Here is a 24788-nt window from a genome sequence, read left to right as displayed (position 1 = left end):
GCCGGCCGAATCGCGCTGTCTGCGACTCCCCCTACACGCCTGCCCCAGATCGGGGGCGGCGCCGCCCGACGGCCGGGGTGCACCGACCTCGCGGGCCGGCCCGCCATGTCGTAGGTTTGCGGCGCCGCCGGCACCGGCCTTGATCTTTCCCCGCCGGAACCGGACGATCTACCCGATCGACCCGACTCGTGCTGCTAAGAGGTGACGCCAGATGGGGCTGGACAACGTCGCGGTGCACTGGCCGCGTACCGGCCGCTTCTACGACCCGGTCGCGCCGGCCGAGTTCGTGGACTTCGGCGAGATCGTCGACATGCCGCGGATCTCCGCGCCGACCGCCGCGCTGGCCGAGTTGATCGCCAAGACCGGCACGGTCCGGGCGACCGCGTACACCGAACTGGTCGACCTGCTGCTCGGCCTGGAAGGTGTGCTCTACGCCACGGACGCCGCGGCCGAGGACGAGGATCCGGTGATCGACCCGGACGGCTGCGCCTGGGTCGCCGGCGGCATCGAACGGTTCGTCGCCGGGCACCGCGAGCACGGCGAGACGGTGACCTTCGACTCGGTCAGCGAGGTGCTGCGCTCCCTGCTCGCCGACGGCCGCCTCGCCGAGCAGCAACTGCGCTGGCTGGACAGCCGGCTCGACGCGCTGCGCGACGAGAGCGGCGCCCCGCCGCAGTGGAACTTCACCTGCGCCGAGCTGAGCGTGCTGGCGGCCTTCTACCGCCGCTGCGCCGACCGCGGCTTCGCCGTCTACGCCGACGCCTGACCGGGGTGCTCCGGGCCGGCCGTCACGGCCCGGTTCGCCGCGGCGATCACCTCGGTCAGCACGGTGTGCAGGTGCCGCAGGTCCGCCAGCGGCAGCCCGAGCCGCTCCACGATCGCCGGCGGGATCTGCTCGGCGCGTGCCCGGAGGGCCTGGCCGCTGGCGGTGAGGGAGACGGCGAGGCTGCGTTCGTCCGAGGCGTCCCGTTCCCGCCGGACGTAGCCGGCGGCTTCGAGGCGCTTGAGCAGCGGTGAGAGCGTGCCCGGGTCGAGCTGGAGCAGCCGGCTCAGCTCCCGGACGGAGAGCGGCGCGTACTGCCACAGCGCCAGCATGACCAGGTACTGCGGATGGGTCAGCCCCATCGGCTCCAGCAACGGGCGGTAGACCGCGACGACGCCCCGCGCCGCGACGGAGAGCGCGAAGCACACCTGCTGCTCCAGCGCCAGGGGATCCCCGTCGAGCTGTTCGGACACGGCTGCACCTCCTCGTCGTCCTTGCGAGCCTACCAACGATTGGTGTACCAATTGTTAGCGCACCAACTGTAACCGCCGACGCAGGAGAGGCCAGCCATGAGCAACGAGCAGCCGACCCCCAAGGGCCCCGGCGAGGGCGGCCGTCTGATGGCCTGGGCCTTCCGGCACCTGGCCGGCCCGCCCGAGGTGCAGGGCGCCGTGCAGGGCGGCTCGAACCACGCCCGGGAGGGCTGGAAGCAGGACCTGGAGCGGCGTAAGCAGTGGAGCCGCGAGCAGCGGGAACGCAAACGCGCCGAGCGGGAGGCCCGGCGCGCCGCCGGCTGACGTCAGCCGTACGTGTCCCGGGGCCCCCGGCCGCGGACCCGACGCGGGCCCCGGGACCAGGACGGTGCCGCGGGGCCGTGGATGTGCAGCTTGCGCACCACGTTGTGGCCCACCTCGCGGCCGATCTGCTGCAACAGCGACCCGGCGAGCAGTCGCAGCTGGGTGGCCCAGGCGGTCGACCGCGCCTCGACGGTCAGCTCACCGTCCTCCAGCTTGACCGGGCGGCTGTGCTGGGCGACCTCCGGGCCGACCACCCGCTCCCAGGCGCCGAAGACCGTCGCCTCCGCGGCCGGCTGCTGCCAGCCGCGCGCCTTGACCAGCCGGTCGAGCACCGCACCGAGCGGCTGCGGGTCGCGCGGGTCCGGACCCGGGCCGGAGTAGCCGCGCAGCCGTCGCTGCTGCCCGCCGGCGCCGTCGCCGCCGCCCCCGGTGGTACGCCGCCGGGTCCGCGCCGCCGCCTCCCGGCGGGCGCGCGCCGCGTCGAGCACCGCGCGGGCCAGCTCGGGCCCGGAGGCACCGCCCTCGGCCGCCCCGGCCCCTGATCCGCCGCTCTCGGCCGCCGGTACGCGCGGCGGCTCCGCCTCATCCGACACGTCGTACCGTCCCCTCGCCCACCTCGTACCGGGTGCCGCGCAGGGCCGCCGGCACGTCGTCGTCCACCGCGCAGGTGACCAGCAGCTGGCTGGCCCCGCCGACCAGCTCCGCGAGCCGCTCCCGCCGGCCGGCGTCCAGTTCCGCGAAGACGTCGTCGAGCACCAGCACCGGCTCGATCCCGTCCGACCGGAGCAGGTCGTAGCCGGCCAGCCGCAGGGCCAGCGCGTACGACCAGGACTCGCCGTGGCTGGCGTATCCGCGGGCGGGCAGCGGGCCGAGGGTCAGCGTCAGGTCGTCCCGGTGCGGGCCGACCAGCGTGGTGCCCCGCTCGATCTCGGCCGACCGGGACTCGGCCAGTGCCGCGGTCAGCGCCTCCGCCAGCACCGCGCGGTCGGTGGTCGGCTCGGGCAGCTCCACCGACGGCCGGTAGGCGATCCCGGCCGCACCCCGGCCGGCGGCCACCGCGTCGTACGCCTTGGTCACGTGCGGGGCCAGCGCGGCGACCAGCTCCAGCCGCCCGGCGAGCAGCTCGGCGCCGTGCCGGGCCAGATGGGTGTCCCAGACCGCCAGGGTGGAGAGGTCGCCGCCCCGCGAACCGCCCGTCTTGCGGGCCAGGTACGCGGTGCGCAGCAGCGCGTTGCGCTGCTTGACCACCCGGTCGTAGTCGGCGCGCACCCCGGCGTACCGGGGCTGGCGGTTGACCAGCAGGTCGTCGAGGTAGCGGCGGCGCTCGGCCGGGTCCCCGCGGACGAGTTCCAGGTCCTCCGGGGCGAAGAGCACCAGCCGCAACGCGCCGAGCACGTCGCGGGCGCGGCGTGCCGGCGACCGGCCGATCCGGGCCCGGTTCGCCTTGCCGGGCACGATCTCCAGCTCGACCAGGAGCTCGCGCCCCTCGTGCAGCACGGCGCAGCGGATCACCGCCGAGCCGGCGCCCATCCGCACCAGCGGGGCGTCCGTGGCGACCCGGTGCGAATCCAGGGTCGCCACGTAGCCGAGCGCCTCGACCAGGTTGGTCTTGCCGACGCCGTTCGGCCCCACCAGGACGTTCGCCCCCGGTTCGAGGTCGACGCCGACCCGCTCGTACGAGCGGAAGTCGACCAGTTCGAGCCGGCGGACGTACACAGGCGGTGGATGCCGGTCAGCGCTTGCGCACGGCGTGCCCGCCGAACTGCTGGCGCAGCGCGGCGACCGCCTTCATGGCCGGCGAGTCGTCCTGGCGGGAGGCGAACCGGGCGAAGAGCGAGGCGGTGATGACGTTCAGCGGCACGGCCAGCCGGACCGCCTCGTCCACCGTCCAGCGACCCTCGCCGGTGTCCTCCGTGTAGCCGCTCAGCTCGGCCAGCTCCGGGTCCTCGTCGAGGGCCCGGTCGAGCAGGTCGAGCAGCCAGGAGCGGACCACGGTGCCCTCGCGCCAGGACTTGAACACCCCGGGCACGTTGGTCACCAGCTCGGAGGCGGCGAGCAGCTCGTAGCCCTCGGCGTAGGCATGCATCAGGCCGTACTCGATGCCGTTGTGCACCATCTTGGCGTAGTGCCCGGCGCCGACCGGCCCGGCGTGCACGAAGCCGAACTCGCCCGCCGGCTTGAGCGACTCGAAGATCGGCATGAGCCGCTCGACGTGCTCCTGGGCGCCGCCGACCATCAGCGCGTAGCCGTTCTGCCGGCCCCAGACACCGCCGGAGACGCCGACGTCGATGTAGCCGATGCCGCGATCGTTGAGTCGCTCGGCCCGGGGCGCGTCGTCGCTGAACCGCGAGTTGCCGCCGTCGATGATGATGTCGCCCTCGCCGAGCACGTCGGCGAGCTGGTCGATGGTCGCGTCGGTGACCCCCGCGGGGACCATGACCCAGACCGCGCGCGGCGATTCCAGCTTCTCCGCCAGTGCCGCGAGGGAAGCGACGTCGCTCAGCTCCGCGTTGTGGTCGAAACCGACCACCTCGTGGCCGGCGGCGCGCAACCGCTCACGCATGTTGCCGCCCATCCGGCCGAGTCCTACCAGGCCGAGCTGCATCTGCTCCTACCTCCGTGCGTGTGCTGGGGTCTTCTCCGGGCTGCGATCAGCGGGACACGCGGATCGGCATGATGAGGTACCGGTACCCAGGGATGACCTCGCCATCCTCGCCCGCCGGCGAAATCACCGCGGGCTTGAAGGCGTCGACGAACGAGAGCACGGCGTACTGGGCCCCGAGGTTGGCGAGGCCGTCGATCAGGTACTGCGGGTTGAAGCCGATGGTCAGCGGCTCGCCGGTGAAGGTGGCCTCCATCGCCTCGCTGGCCCGCGCCTCCTCGGTGCCGCCGGCCTCGACCACCAGGCCGTCGGCGCTGAAGCTGAGCAGCACCGGGGTGGTCCGCTCGGCCACCAGGGCGACCCGCTTGACCACCTCGACCAGGGCGCTGACCGGCACCCGGGCCTCGGCGTTGTGGCTGGCCGGGAAGAGCGAGCGCACCGGCGGGTAGTTGGCGCCGTCGAGCAGCCGGCTGGTGGTGCGCCGGGTGCCACCGGCGAAGCCGATCATGCCCTCACCGGCGCCGCCCTGGGACAGCGCCATGGTGACCTCGCCGCCGAGCGGGCCGAGCGCCTTGGCGGTGTCGTGCAGCGTGCGCGCCGGCACCAGCGCGTTGAGGCTCACCTCGGGGTCGTCCGGGTTCCACTGCATCTCGCGCAGGGCGAGGCGGTAGCGGTCGGTGGCGAGCATGGCCAGCGTGCTGCCGGAGAGCTCGATCCGGACGCCGGTCATCATCGGCAGCGTCTCGTCCCGGCCGGCGGCGATGGCCACCTGGGCGACGGCGGCGGCGAACGCGGCCGCGTCGACCGTGCCGGCGCTCTCCGGCATCTCGGGCAGCGACGGATAGTCCTCCACCGGCATGGTGGGCAGGGTGAACCGGGCGCTGCCGCAGACCAGTTCGAGGTGGGCGCCGACCGCGGCGATGTCCACCGGCTTGGCGGGCAGCGCCTTGGTGATCTCGGCGAGCAGCCGGCCGGAGACCAGGGCGGCCCCGTCGGCGTCCCCCTGCACCTCGACGGTGACCTGGCTGGAGACCTCGTAGTCGAACCCGGAGACCTGCAGGTTGCCGTCGGTGACCCGGAGCATCACGCCGGCGAGCACCGGAACGGACGGCCGGTTGGGCAGGCTCTTCGCGGTCCAGGCCACGGCCTCGGCGAGCGCGTCGCGCTCCACTCGGAACTTCATCAATGCCTCCGCGTCGACGTCAGCGACAACTCTCTCATGCCGACCGCTGCCTGCCGACCCGCCTGACGGTGCGGGTACCCATCGCACCTTAGGGCGCGTGGGCATCGGCTGTGCGCCCGACCCCGTGGATTCCGGTGCCGGTCCGGCCGCCGACGACGGTCTCCGGCCCGATCCACAGAAAGTCCAACGGTGATGATTGGTTTTTGTTCTTTCAGAAGAGATAACTCATCGTCTTCATCGCACCTGTGCAAACTGTGGAGAACCGGCGTCCGCGCAGGTCAGACAGGTTATCCACCGGTGGTTTCGCTGTGGAGAACCGGGGGTACAACCCGTGTCCCGATCCACAGGCCGCCCGGTCCACCGGGTTGTCCACGCTTGTCCACCGGTTGTCCACCGGTAATCCACCGACTTTCTCCCCAGGGCTGTGGACCGGCGCCGGGGGCCCGACGGGCGTCATCCCCAGAACCTTCAACAGCCCGCCCACAGGCCGACCGTCCGCGGTGGACAACGAAGCCGTTGTCCCCAGGCGTCCACAGCGTCGTCCCCAGGGTTTCTCCACAGCCTGTGGGTAACCGGGTCCGGACGGAGCGTGGTTGTCCACCGGCGGTGGACAACGAGCTGTGGACAACGAGGCGGTGCGGTGGACGGTCACGGCCTCGATGCTGTGGTCTACACCTCGTCGAGGGTCAAGCCCGGGCGCGGAAGATGGTCGAGGGCGCGGGCCGGCGGCGTTCTCCAGATCGTCGGAGCGGCCGGGCGTGGCGCCGGGTGGCCGGGCACGGAAACGCCCGGCCAGGTTTCCTGGCCGGGCGGGGCAGCGAACGGGGCGTACGCCTCAGGTGTTCTGCTTGATCCGGTTGGTCAGCTCGGCGATCTGGTTGTAGAGCGACCGGCGTTCGGCCATCTGTTGGCGGATCTTGCGGTCGGCGTGCATGACCGTGGTGTGGTCCCGGCCGCCGAATGCCTGCCCGATCCGGGGCAGCGAGAGGTCGGTCAGCTCGCGGCACAGGTACATGGCCACCTGGCGGGCGTTGACCAGCACCCGGGAGCGGGAGTGCCCGCGCAGGTCCTCCAGGCTCACCCCGAAGTAGTCGGCCGTGGAGACCATGATCTGGTCCGCGGTGATCTCCGGCCCGGCGCCGTCCGGGATGAAGTCCCGCAGCACCTCCTCGGCCAGCGACAGCTCGACCGTCGAGCGGGTCAGGCTGGCGAACGCGGTCACCCGGATCAGCGCCCCCTCCAGCTCGCGGATCGAGTTCGACACCCGGGAGGCGATGAACTCCAGCACGTCCGGCGGGGCGTACAGGCGCTCCTGCGCGGCCTTCTTCTGCAGGATCGCGATCCGGGTCTCCAGGTCCGGCGGCTGGATGTCGGCGAGCAGGCCCCACTCGAACCGGGTCCGCAGCCGGTCCTCCAGGGTGGCCAGCTGCTTCGGCGACCGGTCGGAGGTGATCACGATCTGCTTGTTGGCGTTGTGCAGGGTGTTGAAGGTGTGGAAGAACTCCTCCTGGGTGCGCTCGCGGTTCTCCAGGAACTGGATGTCGTCGATCAGCAGGATGTCGACGTCGCGGTAGCGCCGCTGGAACGCGCTGGTCTTGTCGTCCCGGAGCGAGTTGATGAAGTCGTTGGTGAACTCCTCGGTCGAGACGTACCGCACCGACCGGGCGTTGCCGAGCGTCGTGGCGTAGTGCCCGATGGCGTGCAGCAGGTGCGTCTTGCCGAGCCCGGAGCTGCCGTAGATGAACAGCGGGTTGTACGCCTTCGCCGGCGACTCCGCCACCGCGACCGCGGCGGCGTGGGCGAACCGGTTGGACGAGCCGATGACGAACGTCTCGAACATGTACTTCGGGTTGAGCCGGTTCCCGCCCGCGTCGGCGGGCAGTCGCCGCTCGTCCCGGCCGCCGGGGCGGTGGTCCGCCCGTCCGGGGCCGCTGTCCGGGCCGCCGTCGCGGGGCAGCGCGCGGATCACGTGCTGGTCCCGGGGCGAGCCGGCGTCCCGCGGGTAACGCGGCTCGTAGGGGCGGGCGTCGGCGCCGGGCGGGTCGAGCCGGGCGGCCTGCTCGTCGAAGCCGCGCCCGGGGGGCGTACGCCGGGACGGCACCGGGCGGTCGGCCTGCGGCGGCTCGGCGAACGCGGCGCTGAACAGCGCCTCCTGGCCGCCCGGGCCGGCCGGATCCGATTGGATGTCGGCCGGCTGCGTGGCCGCCGACGGCTGGTCGAGCCGCCGATCGGGGTGCGCCTGCTCGGGGATGAGCGGGGGCTGTTGCCGACCGGCGTCGACGCGGTCGTCGTCCCGGAGGTCGGTCGGCGCGCCGTCGAAGCCCGCCGGTGCGCCGAAGTCGACCGGCCCGCCGTCGTGATCGGCCCCGCCGGTCTCCGGGCCGGAGCGGTAGACGGTGCCGGCCGGACGGCCCGCGCCACCCTCGGGCACCCGTACGGTGACCGCCACCTGGATCGGGCGGCCGAGTCGACGGGTGAGCGCCTCGGTGATCGCCGGGCGCAGCCGCGACTCGATCACGTCCCGGGTGAACGCGTCCGGGACGGAGAGCAGCGCGGTGTCCTCGACGATCGCCCGTAGCCGGGTCAGCCGCAGGTACGCCCGCTGCTGTGCTGAAATGATCTCGTCGGCGAGCTCGTCGGTCGTCGCCGTCCAGACCGCGGCGAGGTCGGTCGTACCGGTCACCGTCGTGCCACCCCCCTCGCCTCTGCTCCCGGACGCCGCCCGTTCTCCCCCGGTCGGCCTCCCGGGCCCGCCGCACTCGAGCGGGTGGGCCCCCACCCACCCGAACGGCCGACCGGTCGTCATCCACAAGTTATCCACAGCCTGTGTACCGACCGATTGTGGCCGCCCGCCGGACGCGGGTCGGACCTGCCCCCTGCCTGAACGGGCGCTGAAGCGGGTTCACCGTGCCGAACGATTCACTACCGGGTCCGGTCTTGCCTGCCGACGACACCGGGACCCCCGACGCTGACCGCAATCGGGCACGGTAACAGCGTTGTCCACGCGCCATCAACCGGCGACGCGCGGCGGGCCTTGTCAACATCAGCGAAAACCGCCGCTTCGGTCGCCGGTCTCCGCCCTGTTGGTGTGTTTGACGGTCATTGCCCCCCTGCGTAGGCTGGAGCGGCTGCTCTGTCGCCCTCTGCTAGGGTGATGGGTGCTTGCTGTCCGCGGTCGCTCCCCGCATCGCCGAGGGTCCCGCATCGCCGGGCAGCACCGATCGGGGCCACCGCCGAGGTGGTCCGGACCACCACACGACCCCGGGGGTCCCCTCGTCCGGGGCGTACGACAACGGAGAGCCTGACGTGAGCAAGCGCACCTACCAGCCGAACAACCGCCGGCGCGCGAAGACCCACGGCTTCCGGCTGCGCATGCGCACCCGGGCCGGCCGCGCCATCCTGTCGACCCGTCGCGCCAAGGGCCGCGCCCGCCTGTCGGCCTGAGGCCGACCGGGTCCGGTCCGGGGGACGTGGGCAGTCGTGCTGGCGGCCGCACAGCGACTGCGGCGCAGCACTGACTTCGCCGCAGCGGTCCGGGGTGGCCGGCGCGCCGGCCGCGGCGCCGTCGTCGTCCACCTGACCCAGCCCACCGGGCCCGAACCCACGGCACCGACCTCGCCGAAGCCGGCGCGGGACGCCGGTGCGGAGCAGACCTCCGCACCGACCCGCGCCGGCTTCGTCGTGTCCAAGGCCGTCGGGCCGGCAGTGGTCCGCAACCGGGTCCGCCGCCGGCTGCGGCACCTGGTCCGCGAGCGGCTGGCCGACCTCCCGCCCGGGAGCACCCTGGTCGTACGCGCGCTGCCCGCCGCGGCCGAGGCGTCCTACCCGCGGCTCGGCGCCGACCTGGACGCCGCCATCGCCGCCGCGCGCTCGCCCCGAGGGCGGCGGTCCCGGTGAGCACCGGACCAGCCGTCCCCCCGCCCACCACAACGGGTGCCCGTGTGCTGACCGGGCCCATCATCGCGTACCGTCGGTGGATAAGCCCGGCTCTGCCGGCCCGCTGTCGGTTCTACCCGTCGTGCAGTGCGTACGCCCTCGAGGCGGTGGCCCGGCATGGCGCGCTCCGGGGAGCCGGCCTCACGGTCCGGCGGTTGTTGCGCTGCCACCCATTCCACCCAGGTGGACACGACCCGGTGCCGGAGCCGGTCGGTCGCCGACGTGCCGATGTGACTGGAGCCTGAGAATTGAGTCTCGACTGGATCTACTACGCGATTTCGTGGATCCTGCTGGCCTGGCATTCGGCCTGGGACGCCATCGGCGTGTCGGACGGCGCGGTGATCGGCACGAACTGGGCCTGGATCCTCGCCATCGTCTTCCTGGTGGTCACCGTCCGGGTGATCCTGTTCCCGATCTTCGTCAAGCAGATCAAGTCCCAGCGGGCGATGCAGGCGCTCCAGCCTCAGGTGAAGGCGCTGCAGGAGAAGCACAAGGGTGACCGGGAGACGCTCCAGAAGGAGATGATGGAGCTCTACCGGAAGGAAAAGGCCAACCCGCTGATGGGCTGCCTTCCGATGTTCCTCCAGATCCCGGTCTTCCTCGGTCTCTTCCACGTGCTCCGCCGGCTCGACCCGGCCAACGGCGGCAAGACCCTCTACGGCTGGACGGTCGCCCAGTTCGAGAGCGCCTCCCAGGCGAAGCTCTTCACCGCCCCGATCGCCGGCAAGTTCGGCTCGACCGCCGACGAGCTGGCCCGGCTCGGCGCCAACGGCACCACCGTCAAGGTCATCGCCGGCATCCTGGTCCTGGTCATGATGGGCACCACCTACCTGACCAGCCGCCAGATGATCCTCAAGACCGGCTGGGCCGAGGACCCGCAGCAGCGGATGATCCAGCGGCTGATGCTCTACGGCATCCCGCTGTCGCTCCTGGTCTCCGGCGCGATCTTCCCCATCGGTGTGATCATCTACTGGGTCACCAACAACCTCTTCACCCTCGGCCAGCAGCAGTGGGTGCTGCGCAAGTTCCCGCCGCCGCCGAACGTCAGCACCCGGCCGGGCGCCTCGACCACGACCCGCGGCCCGGTGCAGCCGGCGAAGTCGGGCGGCCTGCTCAGCCGCGGCAAGCCGGCCGCCCAGGCGCCGGCGAAGCCCGCCGCGCCGAAGGTCGCCGCGCCGAAGCCGGGCGCCAAGCCGGTGAACCCGAAGAAGGGCCGCCCCGCCAAGCGGCAGGGCTGACCCGTCCGGGCCGCCGTCCGGGAGACCGGCGGCGGCCCGTTTCCGCACCGTGCAGCCGCCGTACGGCCGGCGCCGGAGCGGAACGGCCGCGCGGGACGCGGCCACGGGCGACACTGCCCTACAGACGTGCCCGTGGGCACCGGCGAGCTCCCGCCGGCCCCGGGAAACTAGCGGACCCGACGGTCCGGCCGAGCGAGTACGGAGATGAGACCGTGACGGACACCAGCATCCCCCGCGCCGACGAGTCACTGGACGAGGAGAGCCTCGCCCCCACCACGGCGGACGACGACACCGAGGCCGAGGAGACCGAGGAGGGCCCGCGGGAGAAGAAGGCCGCGGGCGAGAGCGAGCTGTTCCGGCAGAGCGAGATCGCCGCGGACTACGTCGAGGGCCTGCTCGACATCCTGGACTACGACGGAGACATCGACGAGCTCGTTTCTGGCGGCCGTCCGGTGGTCGAGGTGGTCGGTGCCCGGCTGCAGAACCTCGTCGGGCAGCGCGGCGCCACCCTGGAGGCGCTCCAGGAACTGGCCCGCCTGGCCGTCTTCCGGCAGACCGGCGCGCCGAGTCGGCTGCTGCTCGACGTCGGCGGCTACCGCGCCACCCGCCGCAAGGAGCTCGCCGCGGTGGCCAAGAACGCCGTGGAGAAGGTCAAGGAGTACGGCGAGCCGGTGCGCCTGGAGCCGATGTCCGCGTTCGAGCGCAAGTGCGTGCACGACGTGGTCAACGCGATGAGCGGGGTGGAGAGCGAGTCCGAGGGTGTCGAGCCGAACCGGCGCATCGTCGTCCGGCCGGCGGACTGACCGCGTGACGAACGACGACACCACGGCCGGCGCCGTGGCCGGCCCGGGTGGCACGCCGCCCGGGCCGTCGGCTGTCCGCCCCACGCCGTCGCCGGCCGACGCGGTGCTGCCGCCGGAACTGGCCGGCGCCGCCCGTACCCTCTTCGGCGGCCGGCTCGACCTGGCCGCCGCGTACGCCGAACTGCTGGCCACCGACGGCGTGGTCCGCGGTCTGATCGGCCCCCGCGAGGCGCCCCGGATCTGGGACCGGCACCTGCTCAACTGCGCGGCCGTGGCGGAGCGGATCCCCGACGGCGCGGTCGTGCTCGACGTCGGCTCGGGCGCGGGACTGCCCGGCCTGGTGCTGGCGATCGCCCGGCCCGACCTGACCGTGACGCTGATCGAGCCGCTCGCCCGCCGGACCTCTTTCCTGATCGAGGCCGTGCAGGGGCTCGGCCTCGCCAAGACGGTGCGGGTGTTCCGGGGCCGGGCCGAGGAGGCGGCGGCCGGCGGCGCGAGTTCCGGGCCGCTGAGCGGCGACGTGGTCACCGCCCGTGCGGTCGCCCCGTTGGACCGGCTCGCCGCCTGGTGCCTGCCCCTGGCCGTGCCCGGGGGACGTCTGGTGGCGCTCAAGGGCGCGTCGGCCGGCGAGGAGATCACCGAGCACGCCGCGGCGGTGGCGCGGCTCGGCGGCGGTGAGCCGACGGTGCACCGGTGCGGCGAGGGTGTGCTCGACCCGCCGACCACCGTGGTGGAGATCGTGCGCGAGCGGGTGGTGGGGCCGGTCCGGCGGCCGGCCGCCAAGAAGTCCCGGGGCGGCCGGTCCCGCCGTCGCTGAGCCGGCATCCCGCGGGGCGCGCGTCGACCGTCCTCGTCGAACGGCTATTTCGACGTCTGTCGATGCCTTTGGTGGTCGCCGTGTCGGACGGAACCTCCCTGATCTGGTGCTCAGCTCGCCGCTACCGGCTTCCCGCCCGGCACCTGCGTCGTTGAACCCGGGTGGGTGGAGGCTGAGGGTTGCGAACCCGACGTGGACCCGCTGCGCCCGTGAGCCGTAGGCTGGCCGCGCGTCGATAGTGTGGAGCGGGCGGCACGGACGTACCAGGTCCCGACCGCTCCCGCCGGGCCGGACGCTCGCGCGGTGCGAGTACGCGTACGGCCGGGTATGACGGGGTGCGGACCGACCATCCGAAGCGGGCAGGGATGACAGGTGCATGACGACGGCAGGTACGACGATCCACGCGTGACGGGTCCAACGGGCGGTCCTGTTTCACGTGAAACCGACTACCAGAGTTGGCCGCCCTCCGGGGCGTCCTCGCAGAGCCCGTCGACCCGGCCGCCGGACTTCGAGTCCCTGGTACGCCGGGACCCGTCGGCGACCGGCGCGGGGCAGGCCAACCCGCGGACGCCCGGCGGGGCCCAGCCGGCTGACGGGGGTGCGCGGGTCATCCCGATCCGTCGCAACGCGTCGGCTCGGTTCGAGCCGACGGTCCCGCAGCAGCCGACTCCCGAAGCGGCGCCGGATGCGGCCCCCGCACCGGTCCCCGACACGACAGCGGCGTTCGGGACCGCGCCTGTCGAGCCCGCGTACGTTTCACGTGAAACCCCGATGCGCGAAGAGGATGACCCACCGTTGGCTATGGAGGCGATGCGCGCCGTGCAGATCCTGAACCCCAGTGGCGAGGTGACGATGCCTCGGCCGGAGCGGACCCGGGTCATGTGCGTCGCGAACCAGAAGGGCGGCGTGGGCAAGACCACGACCACGGTCAACCTGGCGGTGGCGCTCGCCCTGCATGGCAACCGGGTGCTGGTGGTCGACCTCGACCCGCAGGGCAACGCCTCCACGGGGCTGAACGTGCCGCACCACACCGGCGTGCCGGACGTCTACGACTGCCTCATCAACAGCGTGCCGCTGGAGGAGGTCGCCCAGGAGGTCGAGGGCATCCCGAACCTGTGGTGCGTACCGGCCACCATCGACCTGGCGGGTGCGGAGATCGAACTCGTCTCGGTGGTCGCCCGGGAGTCCCGGCTGGCTCGCGCCATCACGGCGTACCCGGGGCACTTCGACTACGTCTTCATCGACTGCCCGCCGTCGCTCGGCCTGCTCACGGTCAACGCTCTGGTCGCGGCGCAGGAGGTGCTCATCCCGATCCAGTGCGAGTACTACGCGCTGGAGGGCCTCAACCAGCTGATCCAGAACATCAACCTGGTCCGCCAGCACCTCAACCCGCGGCTGGAGGTGTCCACGATCCTGCTCACCATGTACGACCGGCGCACCCGGCTGGCCGACGCGGTCGAGCAGGACGTCCGGAACCACTTCGGCGACAAGGTGCTCGAGGCGGTCATCCCACGTAACGTCCGCGTCTCCGAGGCACCCAGCTACGGCCAGTCGGTGATGACCTACGATCCCGGATCGCGGGGGGCGACGAGCTACTTCGAGGCCGCCCAGGAGATCGCCGAGCGGGGCGTCAAGGAGCCGGTGAGCCGGAATGCGTAGTGCGGACGAGGCGCTGGGAGGCGTGGCATGAAGAACCGTCCTCGGGGCGGGCTGGGTCGTGGCCTGGGGGCCCTGATCCCGACCGGGCCGGCGCCGGCCGCCGAAGCGGTGGTGGGCGGCATCGACAGCACCGGCGGTGCGGGGGCCGTGGCGGCCGCGCCACCGGCATCGCCGAGCGCGCCCGAGCCCGCGCCTGCACGCGAAGCGCTCAGCCCGGTGCCGGGCGCCCGGTTCGCCGAGATCCCGGTCGACGCCATCGTGCCGAACCCGAAGCAGCCCCGCCAGGTCTTCGACGAGGAGGCGCTGGAGGAGCTGAAGACCTCGATCCGCGAGGTCGGGTTCCTCCAGCCGATCGTGGTACGCCAGCTCGACGACGAGAAGTACGAGCTGGTGATGGGCGAGCGGCGATGGCGGGCCGCGCAGGCGGTGGGCCGGGACAGCATTCCGGCGATCGTCCGGGACACCCGCGACGACGCGATGCTCCGGGACGCGCTGCTGGAGAACATCCACCGTGCCAACCTGAACCCGCTCGAAGAGGCGGCCGCGTACCAGCAGCTGCTGGAGGAGTTCGGCGCCACCCACGAGGAGTTGGCCCGGCGGATCGGGCGGAGCCGGCCGCAGATCTCCAACACCATCCGGCTGCTGAACCTGCCCGCACAGGTGCAGCGGCGGGTCGCGGCCGGCGTGCTCTCCGCCGGGCACGCCCGGGCGTTGCTCAGCCTGGAGGACGCGGAGTCGCAGGACCAGTTGGCCCTCCGGATCGTCGCCGAGGGGCTTTCCGTCCGGGCGACCGAGGAGATCGTTGCGCTGGCGCTGAGCGATGGCTCGACCAAGAAGGAGGCGGCTCGGCGGCGGCCCAAGCCGCACGCGCCGGCGCTCACCGATTTGGCCGACCGGCTCTCGGACCGCTTCGACACCCGGGTGAAGGTCGACATCGGCCGGAGCAAGGGCAAGATCACGATCGAGTTCGCCACGGTCGACGACCTGGAGCGGATCGTCGGCATCATCGGGGTCGAGCGGGAGGAATCCGAGGCCTGACCCGGTACGTCGAACGGCCGCGCGCACCCGACCGGGGCCGCGGCCGTTTTCGTGCCCGAGGTCAATCCGTGCCCAGGCCCGTCGTCGGCCTTCCGGAATCTGACCCTCGGGCCCTACGTTCTTCTCCTGTCCACCGGGGCCCCTCGCGGCGGCGTTCCCGCCGCAGGGCGCTCGCAGCGCGGGTTCGGCCTTATGTCCGGCTGCGCTCCTGCCAAGCGAGGCGGCTCTCCGGCCCGAACCGCGAGCGCCTCTCCGGGGGCAGCCCGCACGCGGGCTCCTGTGATTCGGTCGTGCCACGGCCTATTGCGAGCGGGACCGCGATACGAGCCTGCTGCAACAGCCGCCTGCCAGGACGGCGTCCTGCCATGAGGCGGCCCAGCGGCTTGCCCCGGTAGCCCGGCGGAGAGGCTCGGCCCGGTGACTTCATTTTCCGGACGTGGCCGGGCCGGCGCGGCCCGAGGGACGTGTCCCATCGGCTGACGCTGCGGCGAGGTGGGTAGCCGCGGTCGACGTCTCCGGCAACACCTGCCTTGGTCCACCCTGGCAGCGCTACAGGGCACCGCAGCCGGCGCGCGGGCCGGTCAGGTCTGGGAGCAGATCACCTTCACCGGCTACCCTCGCCGATCCTCGGCGACTGGCTGTTCTGACCTGGCCCGCCAGCGACGCGACGCAGGACGTGCCGCCGAGCGGGCACGCCGGTTCTCGGCCACTCTTGGACAGCCCCCGGCTTTGCTCCTTGGGGGCAGCAGTCGTAGAGCTGGACCGGCGCCGTTTCACGTGAAACGCCTGCGGCACTGGGACGGGCCCGGCGACCGATTGGCGGGGCGAAGGCGGTTCCGCCGCCGTCCCCTTCCTGGTGGCCCAAACCCACAGGCTCGGACCGCAGCGGCACCTCGCCACGGCGGACGCTCAACCGTGGCCCGTCGTTTCACGTGAAACAGCCGCCGCTTGGAACGCTCGGGAAGGGCGTCGCGGTACAACCCCGGATGACCGACCATCTTTCGTGGTGCCGTGGTGCCGTGGTGCCGTGGTGCCGTGGTGCCGTGGTGCCGTGGTGCCGTGGTGCCGTGGTGCCGTGGTGCCGTGGTGCCGTGGTGCCGTGGTGCCGTGGTGCCGTGATGCCGTGGCCATGAACGCGCGCTGATGCTCGAGGACGGGAGGGGTGGCAGGGCGCCAACCACGAGCGGCCGGGTCGCCGCGCATAGCCAAGCAATCGTCGTCGGGCCATTCCTCCTCCCGCCTTCACTGCGCTGGCGCGCCGCTGGGTACCCGTCTCCTTCGCGGATGGGACCTGTCGTCCGTATCCCCCTCGCCGAGTACTCCAGACCGCCGCGGTGGCCCCCTGGTCGTTGCACGGCCCTGAACCAGTGCCCTTGGGAAGGGGCGACTGGGCGACGGCGACTCGACGGCAGCCCGCTCTCGCCCCGGTGCGCAGTCGGCGGTGGCGTTTCCACCAACCAACACGACCGGCGCGGGAGGCGTGGGGCGAGTTTCAGCCCCAGGCGCTCCCAGGCGCTCGCCTCAGCATCCGGCGCCTACTAGCGTCGTGGCCGGTCGTCAGGATCCGCCCGCCGCCCGCCGCCCGCCGCCCGCCGCCCGCCGCTGGCCGCCGGCCTTCCGCCACCCGTGACCAACCGTCCCGCCACCCGCTATCGGCGCCGGCCGTCGCACCACCTGCCGTCGCACCGGGCCGTCGCCCGCGGGCTCACCAACCGGCAGTTCGTCGGCCCGCTGCATGCCCCACCGATGCCGAGCCTGAACCCGCCGAGCTTGAACCCGCCGAGCCTGAACCCAAACGGACGAACGCACCTCGCAGTTCCCGGCATGCGTCCGGTCGCCGTGTCATCGCAAGCGGAAGGGCCGACCTCGGGTGGCGGGCACCTCCGCTCCTGCCGATTTCGGGATCTCGAGGTTTCACGTGAAACGACCGGTCGCACCGCACGTAGACCGGCTCTGGGTCCGCGCCGTCACGTGGCGGGATCAGGATGGCGCGGCCGCGGCCGACAGGGTCCGCCGCCGAGGTGCTCGCCCCGGCTGGCCGCCCCGGCACCCGTTTGGCTCGGGGAGGGTCGGTCAAGAGCAGATCGACACGGCGGCACAGAAACCTGCCCCGCCCAGCCCTGAACACGCCGCCCCGAGCGCTCAAAAGTTATCCACACCGGTTTTCCACAGGCGGCCCCGTTTCACGTGAAACCCCGTGTGGAACAAGGTGTGTGCCTGTGGATGACGGGGTGTGTTCTGGGTCTCGGCGACCTGTGGACATCCGGTGGGCGGCCCTCGCCGACGTTGCCGGCCGATCGACGTCGGGCCGCTCGACCGGGCGGAAATGGCCCCCGGTTCAGGTAGGGACAGCGGTGCCGGACTCGGTTAGGGTCAGCGTCGTGCAGGACACCCCTCCCTCAGTTCCGGACTTCACCCAGTGGCCGTCCTTCCCCTTCGAGGGCGACCTCCGGGTCAAGCAACTCGACGATCCGGTCCCGGTCGAACCGCCTCGCAAGGGTGAGGGACTCCGGGAATGCACCGCCTGCAATGCGCCCGACGAGGCGTACATCTGGGTGGGCGAGCGTTGGCGGGTACGTGCCATGGACCGCCCCACCGGGCTGCCCATGGTGCTGATCCTCGAATCACGCTCGCACCTGGACCTCGGCGACCTGCCCAACCTGCTCGCCGCCGAGCTGGGCGTGATGACGGTACGGCTGGAGCGCGCCATCCGGTCGCTGGACGGCGTCGCCCGGGTGCACGTCAACCGTTGGGGCGACGGCTCGGCCCACCTGCACATGTGGTTCCTGGCCCGCCCGTACGGCCGGCTCCAACTGCGCGGCACCTTTCTCTCCCTCTGGGACTCGATCCTGCCGCCGATCTCCGAGGCCCAGTGGCGCGAGAACCTGGCGATGGTGGCCGCCTGGCTCGCCGAGTTCGGTGGCCGACCGCTGGCCGAGCCGCCGCGCATCCAGTGGCAGGCGCCCTCCAGCTTCACGGACGGGGTTCCGGCGACCGACGAGGCTGTGGAGGACGAGATGACCTCGGTGATCGAGGCCGCTGCGGAGATCCCGGAGCCGGCACCCGACACCGACACCGACACCGGCGCCGAAGCGACGAGTACGGGGACCGCCGTAGCCACCGGGACCGCGGGAGACCGCGCGGGTGACGGTGAGGCGTCCGCTGCTGCCGCCGGCGTTCCGGCGGTGGCCGCGAACGGCGGGGGCGTGGAGACCTCCGAGGAGCCCGGTGCCGCCGCCTCCGGGGTCGGCGTGACGAACGGCCGCCCAACCGGCATCAAGCCCGTCGACAGTAAGCACGCCGAGGGCTAGACCGCCGACAGCCGAGCGGTCGCCGGGGTGTGCTGTCCCGACGGGCGACCGCAGGCAGCTCCTGGCTCCCTACGAGGTCGCCCGGCGCCTCGGTGTCTCGATGCCGCGCCGCCGGACCGACCGGCCCTCGTTCATCGGAATCCGCCCGACGCCGCTCCCAGGCCGTCACCGCCCAGGCCGCCACCGGCCAGGCATCACCGCCCAGGCCGCCAACAGAGCTGGCCATCACCGGCCAACAGAGCTGGTCGATGCCCTTCCGGTCGGCGAGCAGCCGGGTGCCCCGGTGGGACCTGGACGGGTTGGCCTGGGTCAGCGACCGGGTGCAGGACGTCGCGGCAGCCGGGCGAAGGCGGCCGGTCCCCAGGCGGTCAGCCCGACGAGGCGGTCAGCCCGACGAGGCGGCCGGGGCGTCAGGCGCGGCGGGTCGCCGCCCGGGTCACCAGGGATCCGAGCACCCGGCCGAAGTCCAGCCCGGCGGCCTGGACCGCGAGCGGCAGCAGCGAGGTCTCCGTCATCCCGGGGGAGACGTTGACCTCCAGCACGTGCGGCTGCCCGTCCGCGTCCACGATCAGGTCGACCCGGCTCAGGTCGCGCAGGCCCAGCGCGGCGTGGGCGGCGAGCGCCACCTCGGCCACCGCGCCGGCCACCGCCGGGTCGAGCCGGGCGGGGGTGTGCCAGGTGGTCCGGCCGGCCGTGTACCGGGCGGCGTAGTCGTACACCCCGTTGCGCGGCACGATCTCCACCGCCGGCAGGGCCCGCGGGCCGTCGCCCAGGTCGACCACGGAGACGGCCACATCCATGCCCGGCACGTACCGCTCGACCAGCGCCGTCGAGTCGTACGCGAAGCAGCCGACCATCGCGGCCGGCAGGGACACGGCGTCCCGGACCACCGCGGCGCCCAGGCCGGAACCGCCCTGGGCGGGCTTCACCATCAGCGGCAGCCCCAACCGGTCGACGATCCGGTCCAGCACCGCCACCGCGCCCAGCTCGGAGAACCGGTCGTGCGGCAGCGCGACCCAGTCGGGGGTCGGGATGCCGGCCTCGCGGAGCATCGCCTTCGCGGACGGCTTGTCCCAGGCGAGGCGGGAGGCGCGGGCGTCGCAGCCCACGTACGGGACGCCGCAGAGGTCGAGCACCCCGCGCAACGAGCCGTCCTCGCCGGTGGCGCCGTGCAGGGCGATCACCACGGCGTCCGGCGGGTCGGCGGCCAGCGCCGGCAGCAGGGCGATGTCGGCGTCCCGCAGCTCGGCCTCGACGCCGACGGCGCGCAGCGCGTCGAGCACCCGCCGGCCGGAGCGCAGCGAGACGTCCCGTTCGTAGGAGAGGCCGCCGGCGAGCACCAGCACGTGCAGGTCGGCGGTGACGGGGGAGCCGGTCACGACGGGATGTTCGGCAGCGGTGGCGCTCATGCCGAAATCATGCCAAGTCAGGTCCCGGGGTGTCGGAGCCGGCCTGCCCGCGCCGCACGCCGGGCCGGCCCACCGCGCCGAAGACCTTGCGCATGGCGATGTCCTGCTCCATCACGCCGGCCAGCCGGCGTACGCCCTCACGGATCCGCTCCGGGGGCGGGAAGGAGAAGTTGAGCCGCATGTTGCCGGTGCCCGTGCCGTCGGCGTAGAAGCCGGTGCCCGGCACGTACGCCACCCGGGCCGCGATGGCCCGCGGCATCATCGCCTTGGAGTCCAGCCCGTCGGGCAGGGTGGCCCAGACGAAGAGACCGCCGCCCGGGGTGGTCCAGGTGGTGCCGGCGGGCATCAGGTCCTCCAGCGCGGTGAGCATCGCGTCCCGCCGCTCCCGGTAGACCTCCCGGTAGACCTTGAGCTGCTCCCGCCAGGGCATGGTCGACAGGTAGGTGGCGACGGCCGCCTGGGCGTAGCCGCTGGGGCAGAGGATCTGCGCCTCGCTGGCGATGACCAGCTTGTCCCGGACCGCGTGCGGCGCGAGGATCCAGCCGACCCGCAGCCCGGGCGCGAAGGTCTTGGAGAACGTGCTCAGGTAGAAGACGCCGTCCCGGCGGCGGGCCCGCAGCGGTGCCGGCGCCTCGCCCTCGAACCCCAGTTGGCCGTACGGGTCGTCCTCGACCACGAGCAGGCCGGCGCGTTCGCAGATGTCGAGCACCCGCTCCCGCCGCTCCTCGGTGAGCGTGACGCCGGTGGGGTTCTGGTAGGTGGGGATGGTGTAGAGGAACTTCACCCGGCGGCCGGCACGCGCCTGCTCGGCGATGGCGACCTCGAGCGCCTCGGGGATCAGCCCGTCGTCGTCCATCGGCACGTGCACGACCTGCGCCTGGGCGGCCTGGAACACCCCGAGCGCGCCGACGTAGGTCGGCCCCTCGGCGAGTACCACGTCGCCCGGGTCGAGGAAGAGCCGGGCCACCAGGTCGAGCGCCTGCTGCCCGCCGACGGTGACCACCACGTCCTCCGGGGAGGCGCCGCACGCCGCGTCGATGCCGGAGAGCGCCATCACCTCGCAGATCCGCTCGCGCAGCTCCGGGGTGCCCTGCCCGATGCCGTACTGGAGGGTGGTGGCGCCGTGCTCGGCGCCGAGCCGACCGAGCATCTCGCCGACCGCGTCCAGCGGCAGTGCCGCGATGTAGGGGGCGCCGCCGGCGAGGGAGACCACCTCCGGCCGGCTGGCCACCGCGAAGAGCGCACGGATCTCGGAGGCGGTCATGCCCCGGACCCGCCGGGCGTACCGGTCGGTGTAGTCGTCGAGTGTCGTGCCGGTCATGACATCACCTCGATGGCTGCTCGGGCGGCTCCCGTCCCGGTACTACCCGGGACACCGGCGACCATGGCGGCACGGGACGCCGACTGCTGATCGTAGTCGGCCGCCGCCCGGATGGCGCCGCCGCGGTGGCGGGCTTCCACATGCCGGACCCGGTGGCCGGTGCACCGGAGGTGGGCTTTCGCGCGTCCTCTCCCCTGCCGTCCGTTCGCGGCGTACGATCGCTGGTCGGGGGCAGGAAGGCGGCGGGGTCGTTCCGTGCCGGTTCACCACCGAGCCTAGTGTGGGGATGCGCCAATGTCGCGACGTCTGGTCAGTCTGACCCTGGACACGCTGGAGGACCTGCCCCGTCCCTGCCGGCAGTGCGTCTTCTGGGAGCTCGACCCGGTCTCCGCCGACCGTGCCTGCGCGGCGGGCGACCCGGGCCTGGAGAAGGAGGCCTGGGTCTCCCAGACGCTGCTGGAGTGGGGTTCCTGCGGCAAGTTGGTGTACGTCGACGGCATGCCGGCCGGCTTCGTCATGTACGCCCCGCCCGCCTACGTCCCCCGCTCGATGGCCTTCCCCACCTCACCCGTCTCGGCGGACGCGGCGCTGCTGATGACCGCCAACGTGGTGCCCGCCTTCGCCGGCGGCGGGCTGGGCCGGATGCTGGTGCAGGGCGTCGCCCGGGATCTCACCAAGCGCGGCATCAAGGCGATCGAGGCGTTCGGCGACGCCAAGTTCGGCGACGCCGCCGATCCGGCCGGCAGTTGCGTGGCGCCGGCCGATTTCTTCCTTTCGGTGGGCTTCAAGACTGTTCGTCCGCATCCACGCTTCCCCCGGCTCCGCCTGGAACTGCGCACCGCGCTCAGCTGGAAGTCCGACGTCGAGTACGCGCTGGAGAAGCTGCTCGGCTCGATGAGCCCGGAGACGCTGCTGCGACCGGTCCGCCCGGCCCCGGCCACCCGTTCCTCCGTCACCGGCTGACCACCGTCCCGTCCGGTCACCGCGGCCGCGACGAACGACGGCAGGTGGTCTGCCACCGGCGCGCTCCGGCGGCGGCCCGCCCCACGGTCAGTCCGTCACCGTGCCCGCGGCGACCACGGCTCGCAGCTCGCTCACGTCGATCGAGCCGGTCGGCACGTCCCGCTCGATCGGGAAGTACATCCGCTGCACCGCGGCCACGATCGCCTCGACCAGCCGGTCCCGGAACCGGGGGTCCACCAGCCGGGCCCGGTCGGCCGGCGAGGTGAGGTAGCCGACCTCGACCCGGACGGCCGGCATCCTGGTCAGCCGCAGCAGGTCCCACGCCTTGGCGTGGGTACGGCAGTCCCGCAGCCCGGTGCGCGCCACGATCTCCCGCTGCACCAGCCCGGCCAGCCGTTCGCCGGTCGCCGAGGTCACCCCGTTGTTGGTGCCGTAGTGGTAGGTGGCCACCCCCTCGGCGGCCGGGTTGGCGTGCCCGTCGGTGTGCAGCGAGATGAACACGTCGGCGCCGAGCGAGTTGGCCAGTTGCGCCCGGTCGACGTCGGGCAGGCAGGTCCGCGGCGCCGGCCCGCGGGTGAGCTGCACCCGGACCCCGGACGCGGCGAGCCGCCCCTCCAGCCGGCTGGCCAGGTCGTGCACCAGCTCCGCCTCGGTCCAGCGCAACGACCCGTCCAGCACCACGACGCCCGGGTCGGTGCCACCGTGCCCGGGGTCGATGACCACCGTCTTGCCGACCAGCGTCGGCCCGGACTGCCGGATCGCGTCCGACTCGCGCAACCACTGCGGCCGACCGCCGACCACCTTGCGGCCCAGCCGGCGCAGCGCGTCCATGGTGTGCGGCCCGCAGGAGCCGTCCGGGGTCAGCCCGACCTCGCGCTGGAACTGGGCGACCGCCCGGGCGGTACGGATGCCGTAGATGGCGTCCGCGCGGCCCACGTCGTACCCCATCTCCAGCAGGCGCTCCTGCAGCGACCGGACGTCCTCGCCGGTGAGCGGCTCAGGCACCGCGTGGTAGAGGGTGCGGGCGCCCAGCCGCCAGCGGGCCGCGTCCAGGGCGCGCCAGGTCTCCGCACCCACCCGCCCGTCCACGCTCAGCCCTCGGGACTGCTGGAAGGCCCGCACGGCACGTTCGGTGTGGGCGTCGAACTCGTCGCCCGGGCCGGGTGCCGGGGCGAGCAGGTCGAGGCCGGACAACACCGTACGGATCTCGGTCACCGCGGGCCCACGGTCTCCGGGTCGGATCGGACGCACGCACGACCCCCTCTGCGCGGATGCTGGCTGGCCGGGCCCCGCGGTCGCTGGACCGCGACTCCGACGGAGGTGCTCGCCTCGTTGACGGTTACCGGGGGCGTGCCGGCCGACGGCGGCCCCGGCTTGAGGTTATGCGTTCTCCGACGCCGAGGTGCGGCCCGCCGGGAAAAAGCCGACCCCGCACCGGGCGGACGCCGGGCGCGGGGTCGGAAAAGGTCGTTTGTGCTGCTCAGAGGGCGGATTCGATCAGCTTGACCAGTTCGCCCTTCGGCTTGGCCCCGGCGATCGACTGCACCGGCTCGCCGTTCTTGAACACGGTGAGGGTCGGCACCGACATCACCCGGTAGGTCCGGGCGGTCTCCGGGTTCTCGTCGATGTTGAGCTTGACGATGGTGACCTGGTCACCCATCTCGCCGGCGATCTCCTCGAGCAGCGGCGAGACCTTGCGGCACGGCCCGCACCACTCCGCCCAGAAGTCCACCAGCACCGGCTTGTCGGACTTCAGCACGTCGGCCGCGAAACTCGCGTCGGTGACCGACTTGGTTGCACCCACTATGACCCTCCTCCGGGGATGTGTATCTGTTGTTCAGCCCTGCAGCGTGGCGATGAAGCGCTCGGCGTCCAGGGCGGCGGCACAGCCCGTGCCGGCCGCGGTGATCGCCTGCCGGTAGGTGTGGTCGACCAGGTCGCCGGCGGCGAAGACACCGGGCACGCTGGTCCGGGTGCTGGGCGCCTCGACCTTCACGTACCCCTCGCCGTCGAGTTCCACCTGCCCGCGGAAGAGCTCGCTGCGCGGGTCGTGGCCGATCGCCACGAAGACGCCGGTGACGTCGAGCACCTTCGCCTCACCCGTGTGCACGTTGCGGACCCGGACGCCGGAGACCTTGCCGTCGGAGCCGAGGATCTCCTCGATCACGGTGTTCCACTCGACCTTGATCTTCTCGTTGTTCATCGCCCGCGCGGCCATGATCTTGCTGGCGCGGAACGAGTCCCGGCGGTGGATGATGGTCACCGAGTCGGCGAACCGGGTCAGGAAGCTGGCCTCCTCCATCGCCGAGTCGCCGCCGCCGACCACCACGATGTGCTGGTTACGGAAGAAGAAGCCGTCACAGGTGGCGCAGGAGGAGACACCGTGGCCGAGGTACTCCTGCTCACCCGGCACGCCGAGCGGACGCCAGGCGGAGCCGGTGGCGAGGATGACCGCGCGGGCGCGGTAGGTCGTCTCGCCGACCCAGACCGTGCTGGTCGCCCCCGAGCCTGCGTCGCCGGTGTCCACCAGCTCGACCCGGGTGACGTCGTCGGTGAGGAACTCGGCGCCGAACCGCTCGGCCTGCTTGCGCATGTTGTCCATCAGCTCGGGACCGAGGATGCCGTCGGCGAAGCCGGGGAAGTTCTCCACCTCGGTGGTGGTCATCAGCGCGCCGCCGGACTGCACGCCCTCGATGACCAGCGGCTTGAGGTTGGCGCGTGCGGCGTAGACCGCCGCCGTGTAGCCGGCCGGCCCGGAGCCGATGATGATCAGGTTGCGGACCTCGTCCACTGCCGTCTCCCGATTGTGTGTGTTCGCCATCGGCACGCGCACCGACGCCGATCCGAGTGCCGACGCCTCGGCGGCACCGGCAGCTACTTCCAGAACGTCATCGTACGAACCGGGGATTCCCGAGCCGGTCATCCGGTGGGTCAGGTCACGTGGACGG

The 24788-nt window shown here is 72.7% G+C and carries 23 protein-coding genes; 12 read left to right on the top strand and 11 right to left on the bottom strand.

Features of this window, described 5'->3' with window-relative positions; translation table 11 throughout:
* Window positions 1-211 precede the first annotated feature (211 nt).
* A complete protein-coding gene (locus tag AC1WTP_RS27490) occupies window positions 212-766 on the top strand; it encodes a hypothetical protein (protein ID WP_481652148.1) in 555 nt (184 codons plus the stop codon).
* On the opposite strand, the gene AC1WTP_RS27485 is transcribed toward AC1WTP_RS27490, so the two are convergent.
* Window positions 751-1236, bottom strand: a complete 486-nt coding sequence (locus AC1WTP_RS27485; RefSeq protein WP_481652147.1) for a MarR family winged helix-turn-helix transcriptional regulator — start codon at window positions 1234-1236, stop codon at window positions 751-753. The two genes, AC1WTP_RS27490 and AC1WTP_RS27485, sit on opposite strands and share 16 nt — an antisense overlap.
* Before the next feature lie 96 nt (window positions 1237-1332).
* Here AC1WTP_RS27485 and AC1WTP_RS27480 point away from each other — a divergent pair, with 96 nt between their 5' ends.
* A complete protein-coding gene (locus tag AC1WTP_RS27480; protein WP_481652146.1) occupies window positions 1333-1560 on the top strand; it encodes a hypothetical protein in 228 nt (75 codons plus the stop codon).
* Window positions 1561-1562: 2 nt separating this feature from the next.
* Here the strand turns inward: AC1WTP_RS27480 and AC1WTP_RS27475 are convergent, their stop codons facing one another.
* The 5 genes from AC1WTP_RS27475 to dnaA all read right to left on the bottom strand — a co-directional run bounded on the left by AC1WTP_RS27475 (window position 1563) and on the right by dnaA (window position 8028).
* On the bottom strand, window positions 1563-2153 hold the full coding sequence (locus AC1WTP_RS27475; RefSeq protein WP_481652145.1) for a DciA family protein: 591 nt from the start codon (window positions 2151-2153) through the stop codon (window positions 1563-1565).
* Window positions 2143-3276 carry a DNA replication/repair protein RecF gene (gene recF, locus AC1WTP_RS27470; RefSeq protein ID WP_481652144.1) on the bottom strand — a complete coding sequence of 378 codons (1134 nt, stop codon included), beginning with the start codon at window positions 3274-3276 and terminating at the stop codon, window positions 2143-2145. Before recF ends, AC1WTP_RS27475 begins: the two co-directional genes overlap by 11 nt.
* 16 nt (window positions 3277-3292) lie before the next feature.
* A complete protein-coding gene (gnd, locus tag AC1WTP_RS27465; protein WP_481652143.1) occupies window positions 3293-4165 on the bottom strand; it encodes a phosphogluconate dehydrogenase (NAD(+)-dependent, decarboxylating) in 873 nt (290 codons plus the stop codon).
* A gap of 46 nt (window positions 4166-4211) precedes the next feature.
* Window positions 4212-5345, bottom strand: coding sequence for a DNA polymerase III subunit beta (gene dnaN, locus AC1WTP_RS27460; RefSeq protein ID WP_481652142.1), 1134 nt, complete (start codon window positions 5343-5345; stop codon window positions 4212-4214).
* An 835-nt stretch (window positions 5346-6180) separates the two neighbouring features.
* The gene (gene dnaA / locus AC1WTP_RS27455) at window positions 6181-8028 is read right to left on the bottom strand and encodes a chromosomal replication initiator protein DnaA (protein WP_481652141.1); all 1848 of its coding nucleotides are present in this window, start codon (window positions 8026-8028) and stop codon (window positions 6181-6183) included.
* A 623-nt stretch (window positions 8029-8651) separates the two neighbouring features.
* Between dnaA and rpmH the strand changes: the two genes are divergently transcribed.
* The 9 genes from rpmH (at window position 8652) to AC1WTP_RS27410 (ending at window position 18147) form a co-directional block, all read left to right on the top strand.
* Entirely contained in the window at window positions 8652-8789 is a 138-nt protein-coding gene (gene rpmH / locus AC1WTP_RS27450) for a 50S ribosomal protein L34 (protein WP_007073824.1), read from the top strand.
* 36 nt (window positions 8790-8825) lie between these two features.
* Entirely contained in the window at window positions 8826-9242 is a 417-nt protein-coding gene (rnpA, locus tag AC1WTP_RS27445) for a ribonuclease P protein component (RefSeq protein ID WP_481652140.1), read from the top strand.
* Between the two features lie 44 nt (window positions 9243-9286).
* Window positions 9287-9526 carry a membrane protein insertion efficiency factor YidD gene (yidD, locus tag AC1WTP_RS27440; RefSeq protein ID WP_481652139.1) on the top strand — a complete coding sequence of 80 codons (240 nt, stop codon included), beginning with the start codon at window positions 9287-9289 and terminating at the stop codon, window positions 9524-9526.
* Between the two features lie 3 nt (window positions 9527-9529).
* Window positions 9530-10519 (top strand): membrane protein insertase YidC, encoded by a 990-nt coding sequence (yidC, locus tag AC1WTP_RS27435; protein WP_481652138.1) that lies wholly within the window; start codon window positions 9530-9532, stop codon window positions 10517-10519.
* Window positions 10520-10731: 212 nt separating this feature from the next.
* On the top strand, window positions 10732-11322 hold the full coding sequence (locus AC1WTP_RS27430; RefSeq protein WP_481652137.1) for a Jag family protein: 591 nt from the start codon (window positions 10732-10734) through the stop codon (window positions 11320-11322).
* A 34-nt stretch (window positions 11323-11356) separates the two neighbouring features.
* Window positions 11357-12139: a 16S rRNA (guanine(527)-N(7))-methyltransferase RsmG gene (gene rsmG / locus AC1WTP_RS27425; RefSeq protein ID WP_481652166.1), complete on the top strand. Its 783-nt coding sequence runs from the start codon at window positions 11357-11359 to the stop codon at window positions 12137-12139.
* A 372-nt stretch (window positions 12140-12511) separates the two neighbouring features.
* Entirely contained in the window at window positions 12512-13798 is a 1287-nt protein-coding gene (locus tag AC1WTP_RS27420; protein ID WP_481652136.1) for a ParA family protein, read from the top strand.
* 27 nt (window positions 13799-13825) lie between these two features.
* Complete coding sequence (locus AC1WTP_RS27415; RefSeq protein ID WP_481652135.1) at window positions 13826-14836, top strand: ParB/RepB/Spo0J family partition protein; 1011 nt, start codon at window positions 13826-13828, stop codon at window positions 14834-14836.
* 2381 nt (window positions 14837-17217) lie between these two features.
* Window positions 17218-18147: a hypothetical protein gene (locus tag AC1WTP_RS27410; protein WP_481652134.1), complete on the top strand. Its 930-nt coding sequence runs from the start codon at window positions 17218-17220 to the stop codon at window positions 18145-18147.
* Window positions 18148-18557: 410 nt separating this feature from the next.
* Here AC1WTP_RS27410 and AC1WTP_RS27405 read toward each other — a convergent pair whose 3' ends face one another.
* The gene (locus AC1WTP_RS27405; RefSeq protein WP_481652133.1) at window positions 18558-19556 is read right to left on the bottom strand and encodes a D-alanine--D-alanine ligase family protein; all 999 of its coding nucleotides are present in this window, start codon (window positions 19554-19556) and stop codon (window positions 18558-18560) included.
* Window positions 19557-19563: 7 nt separating this feature from the next.
* Window positions 19564-20877 carry an aminotransferase-like domain-containing protein gene (locus AC1WTP_RS27400; RefSeq protein WP_481652132.1) on the bottom strand — a complete coding sequence of 438 codons (1314 nt, stop codon included), beginning with the start codon at window positions 20875-20877 and terminating at the stop codon, window positions 19564-19566.
* Between the two features lie 294 nt (window positions 20878-21171).
* Between AC1WTP_RS27400 and AC1WTP_RS27395 the strand changes: the two genes are divergently transcribed.
* Window positions 21172-21840 carry a GNAT family N-acetyltransferase gene (locus AC1WTP_RS27395; RefSeq protein ID WP_481652131.1) on the top strand — a complete coding sequence of 223 codons (669 nt, stop codon included), beginning with the start codon at window positions 21172-21174 and terminating at the stop codon, window positions 21838-21840.
* Window positions 21841-21927: 87 nt separating this feature from the next.
* Here the strand turns inward: AC1WTP_RS27395 and AC1WTP_RS27390 are convergent, their stop codons facing one another.
* The 3 genes from AC1WTP_RS27390 to trxB all read right to left on the bottom strand — a co-directional run bounded on the left by AC1WTP_RS27390 (window position 21928) and on the right by trxB (window position 24631).
* Window positions 21928-23091: an N-acetylmuramoyl-L-alanine amidase gene (locus tag AC1WTP_RS27390; protein WP_481652130.1), complete on the bottom strand. Its 1164-nt coding sequence runs from the start codon at window positions 23089-23091 to the stop codon at window positions 21928-21930.
* 229 nt (window positions 23092-23320) lie between these two features.
* Window positions 23321-23644 (bottom strand): thioredoxin, encoded by a 324-nt coding sequence (gene trxA / locus AC1WTP_RS27385; protein ID WP_088996685.1) that lies wholly within the window; start codon window positions 23642-23644, stop codon window positions 23321-23323.
* A 33-nt stretch (window positions 23645-23677) separates the two neighbouring features.
* Window positions 23678-24631, bottom strand: coding sequence for a thioredoxin-disulfide reductase (trxB, locus tag AC1WTP_RS27380; RefSeq protein WP_481652129.1), 954 nt, complete (start codon window positions 24629-24631; stop codon window positions 23678-23680).
* Window positions 24632-24788: the final 157 nt, after the last annotated feature.

Source organism: Micromonospora sp. R311, from assembly GCF_056780015.1.
The sequence above is the reverse complement of the archived record's forward strand: the minus strand, read 5'-3'. Positions and strand labels throughout refer to the sequence as shown.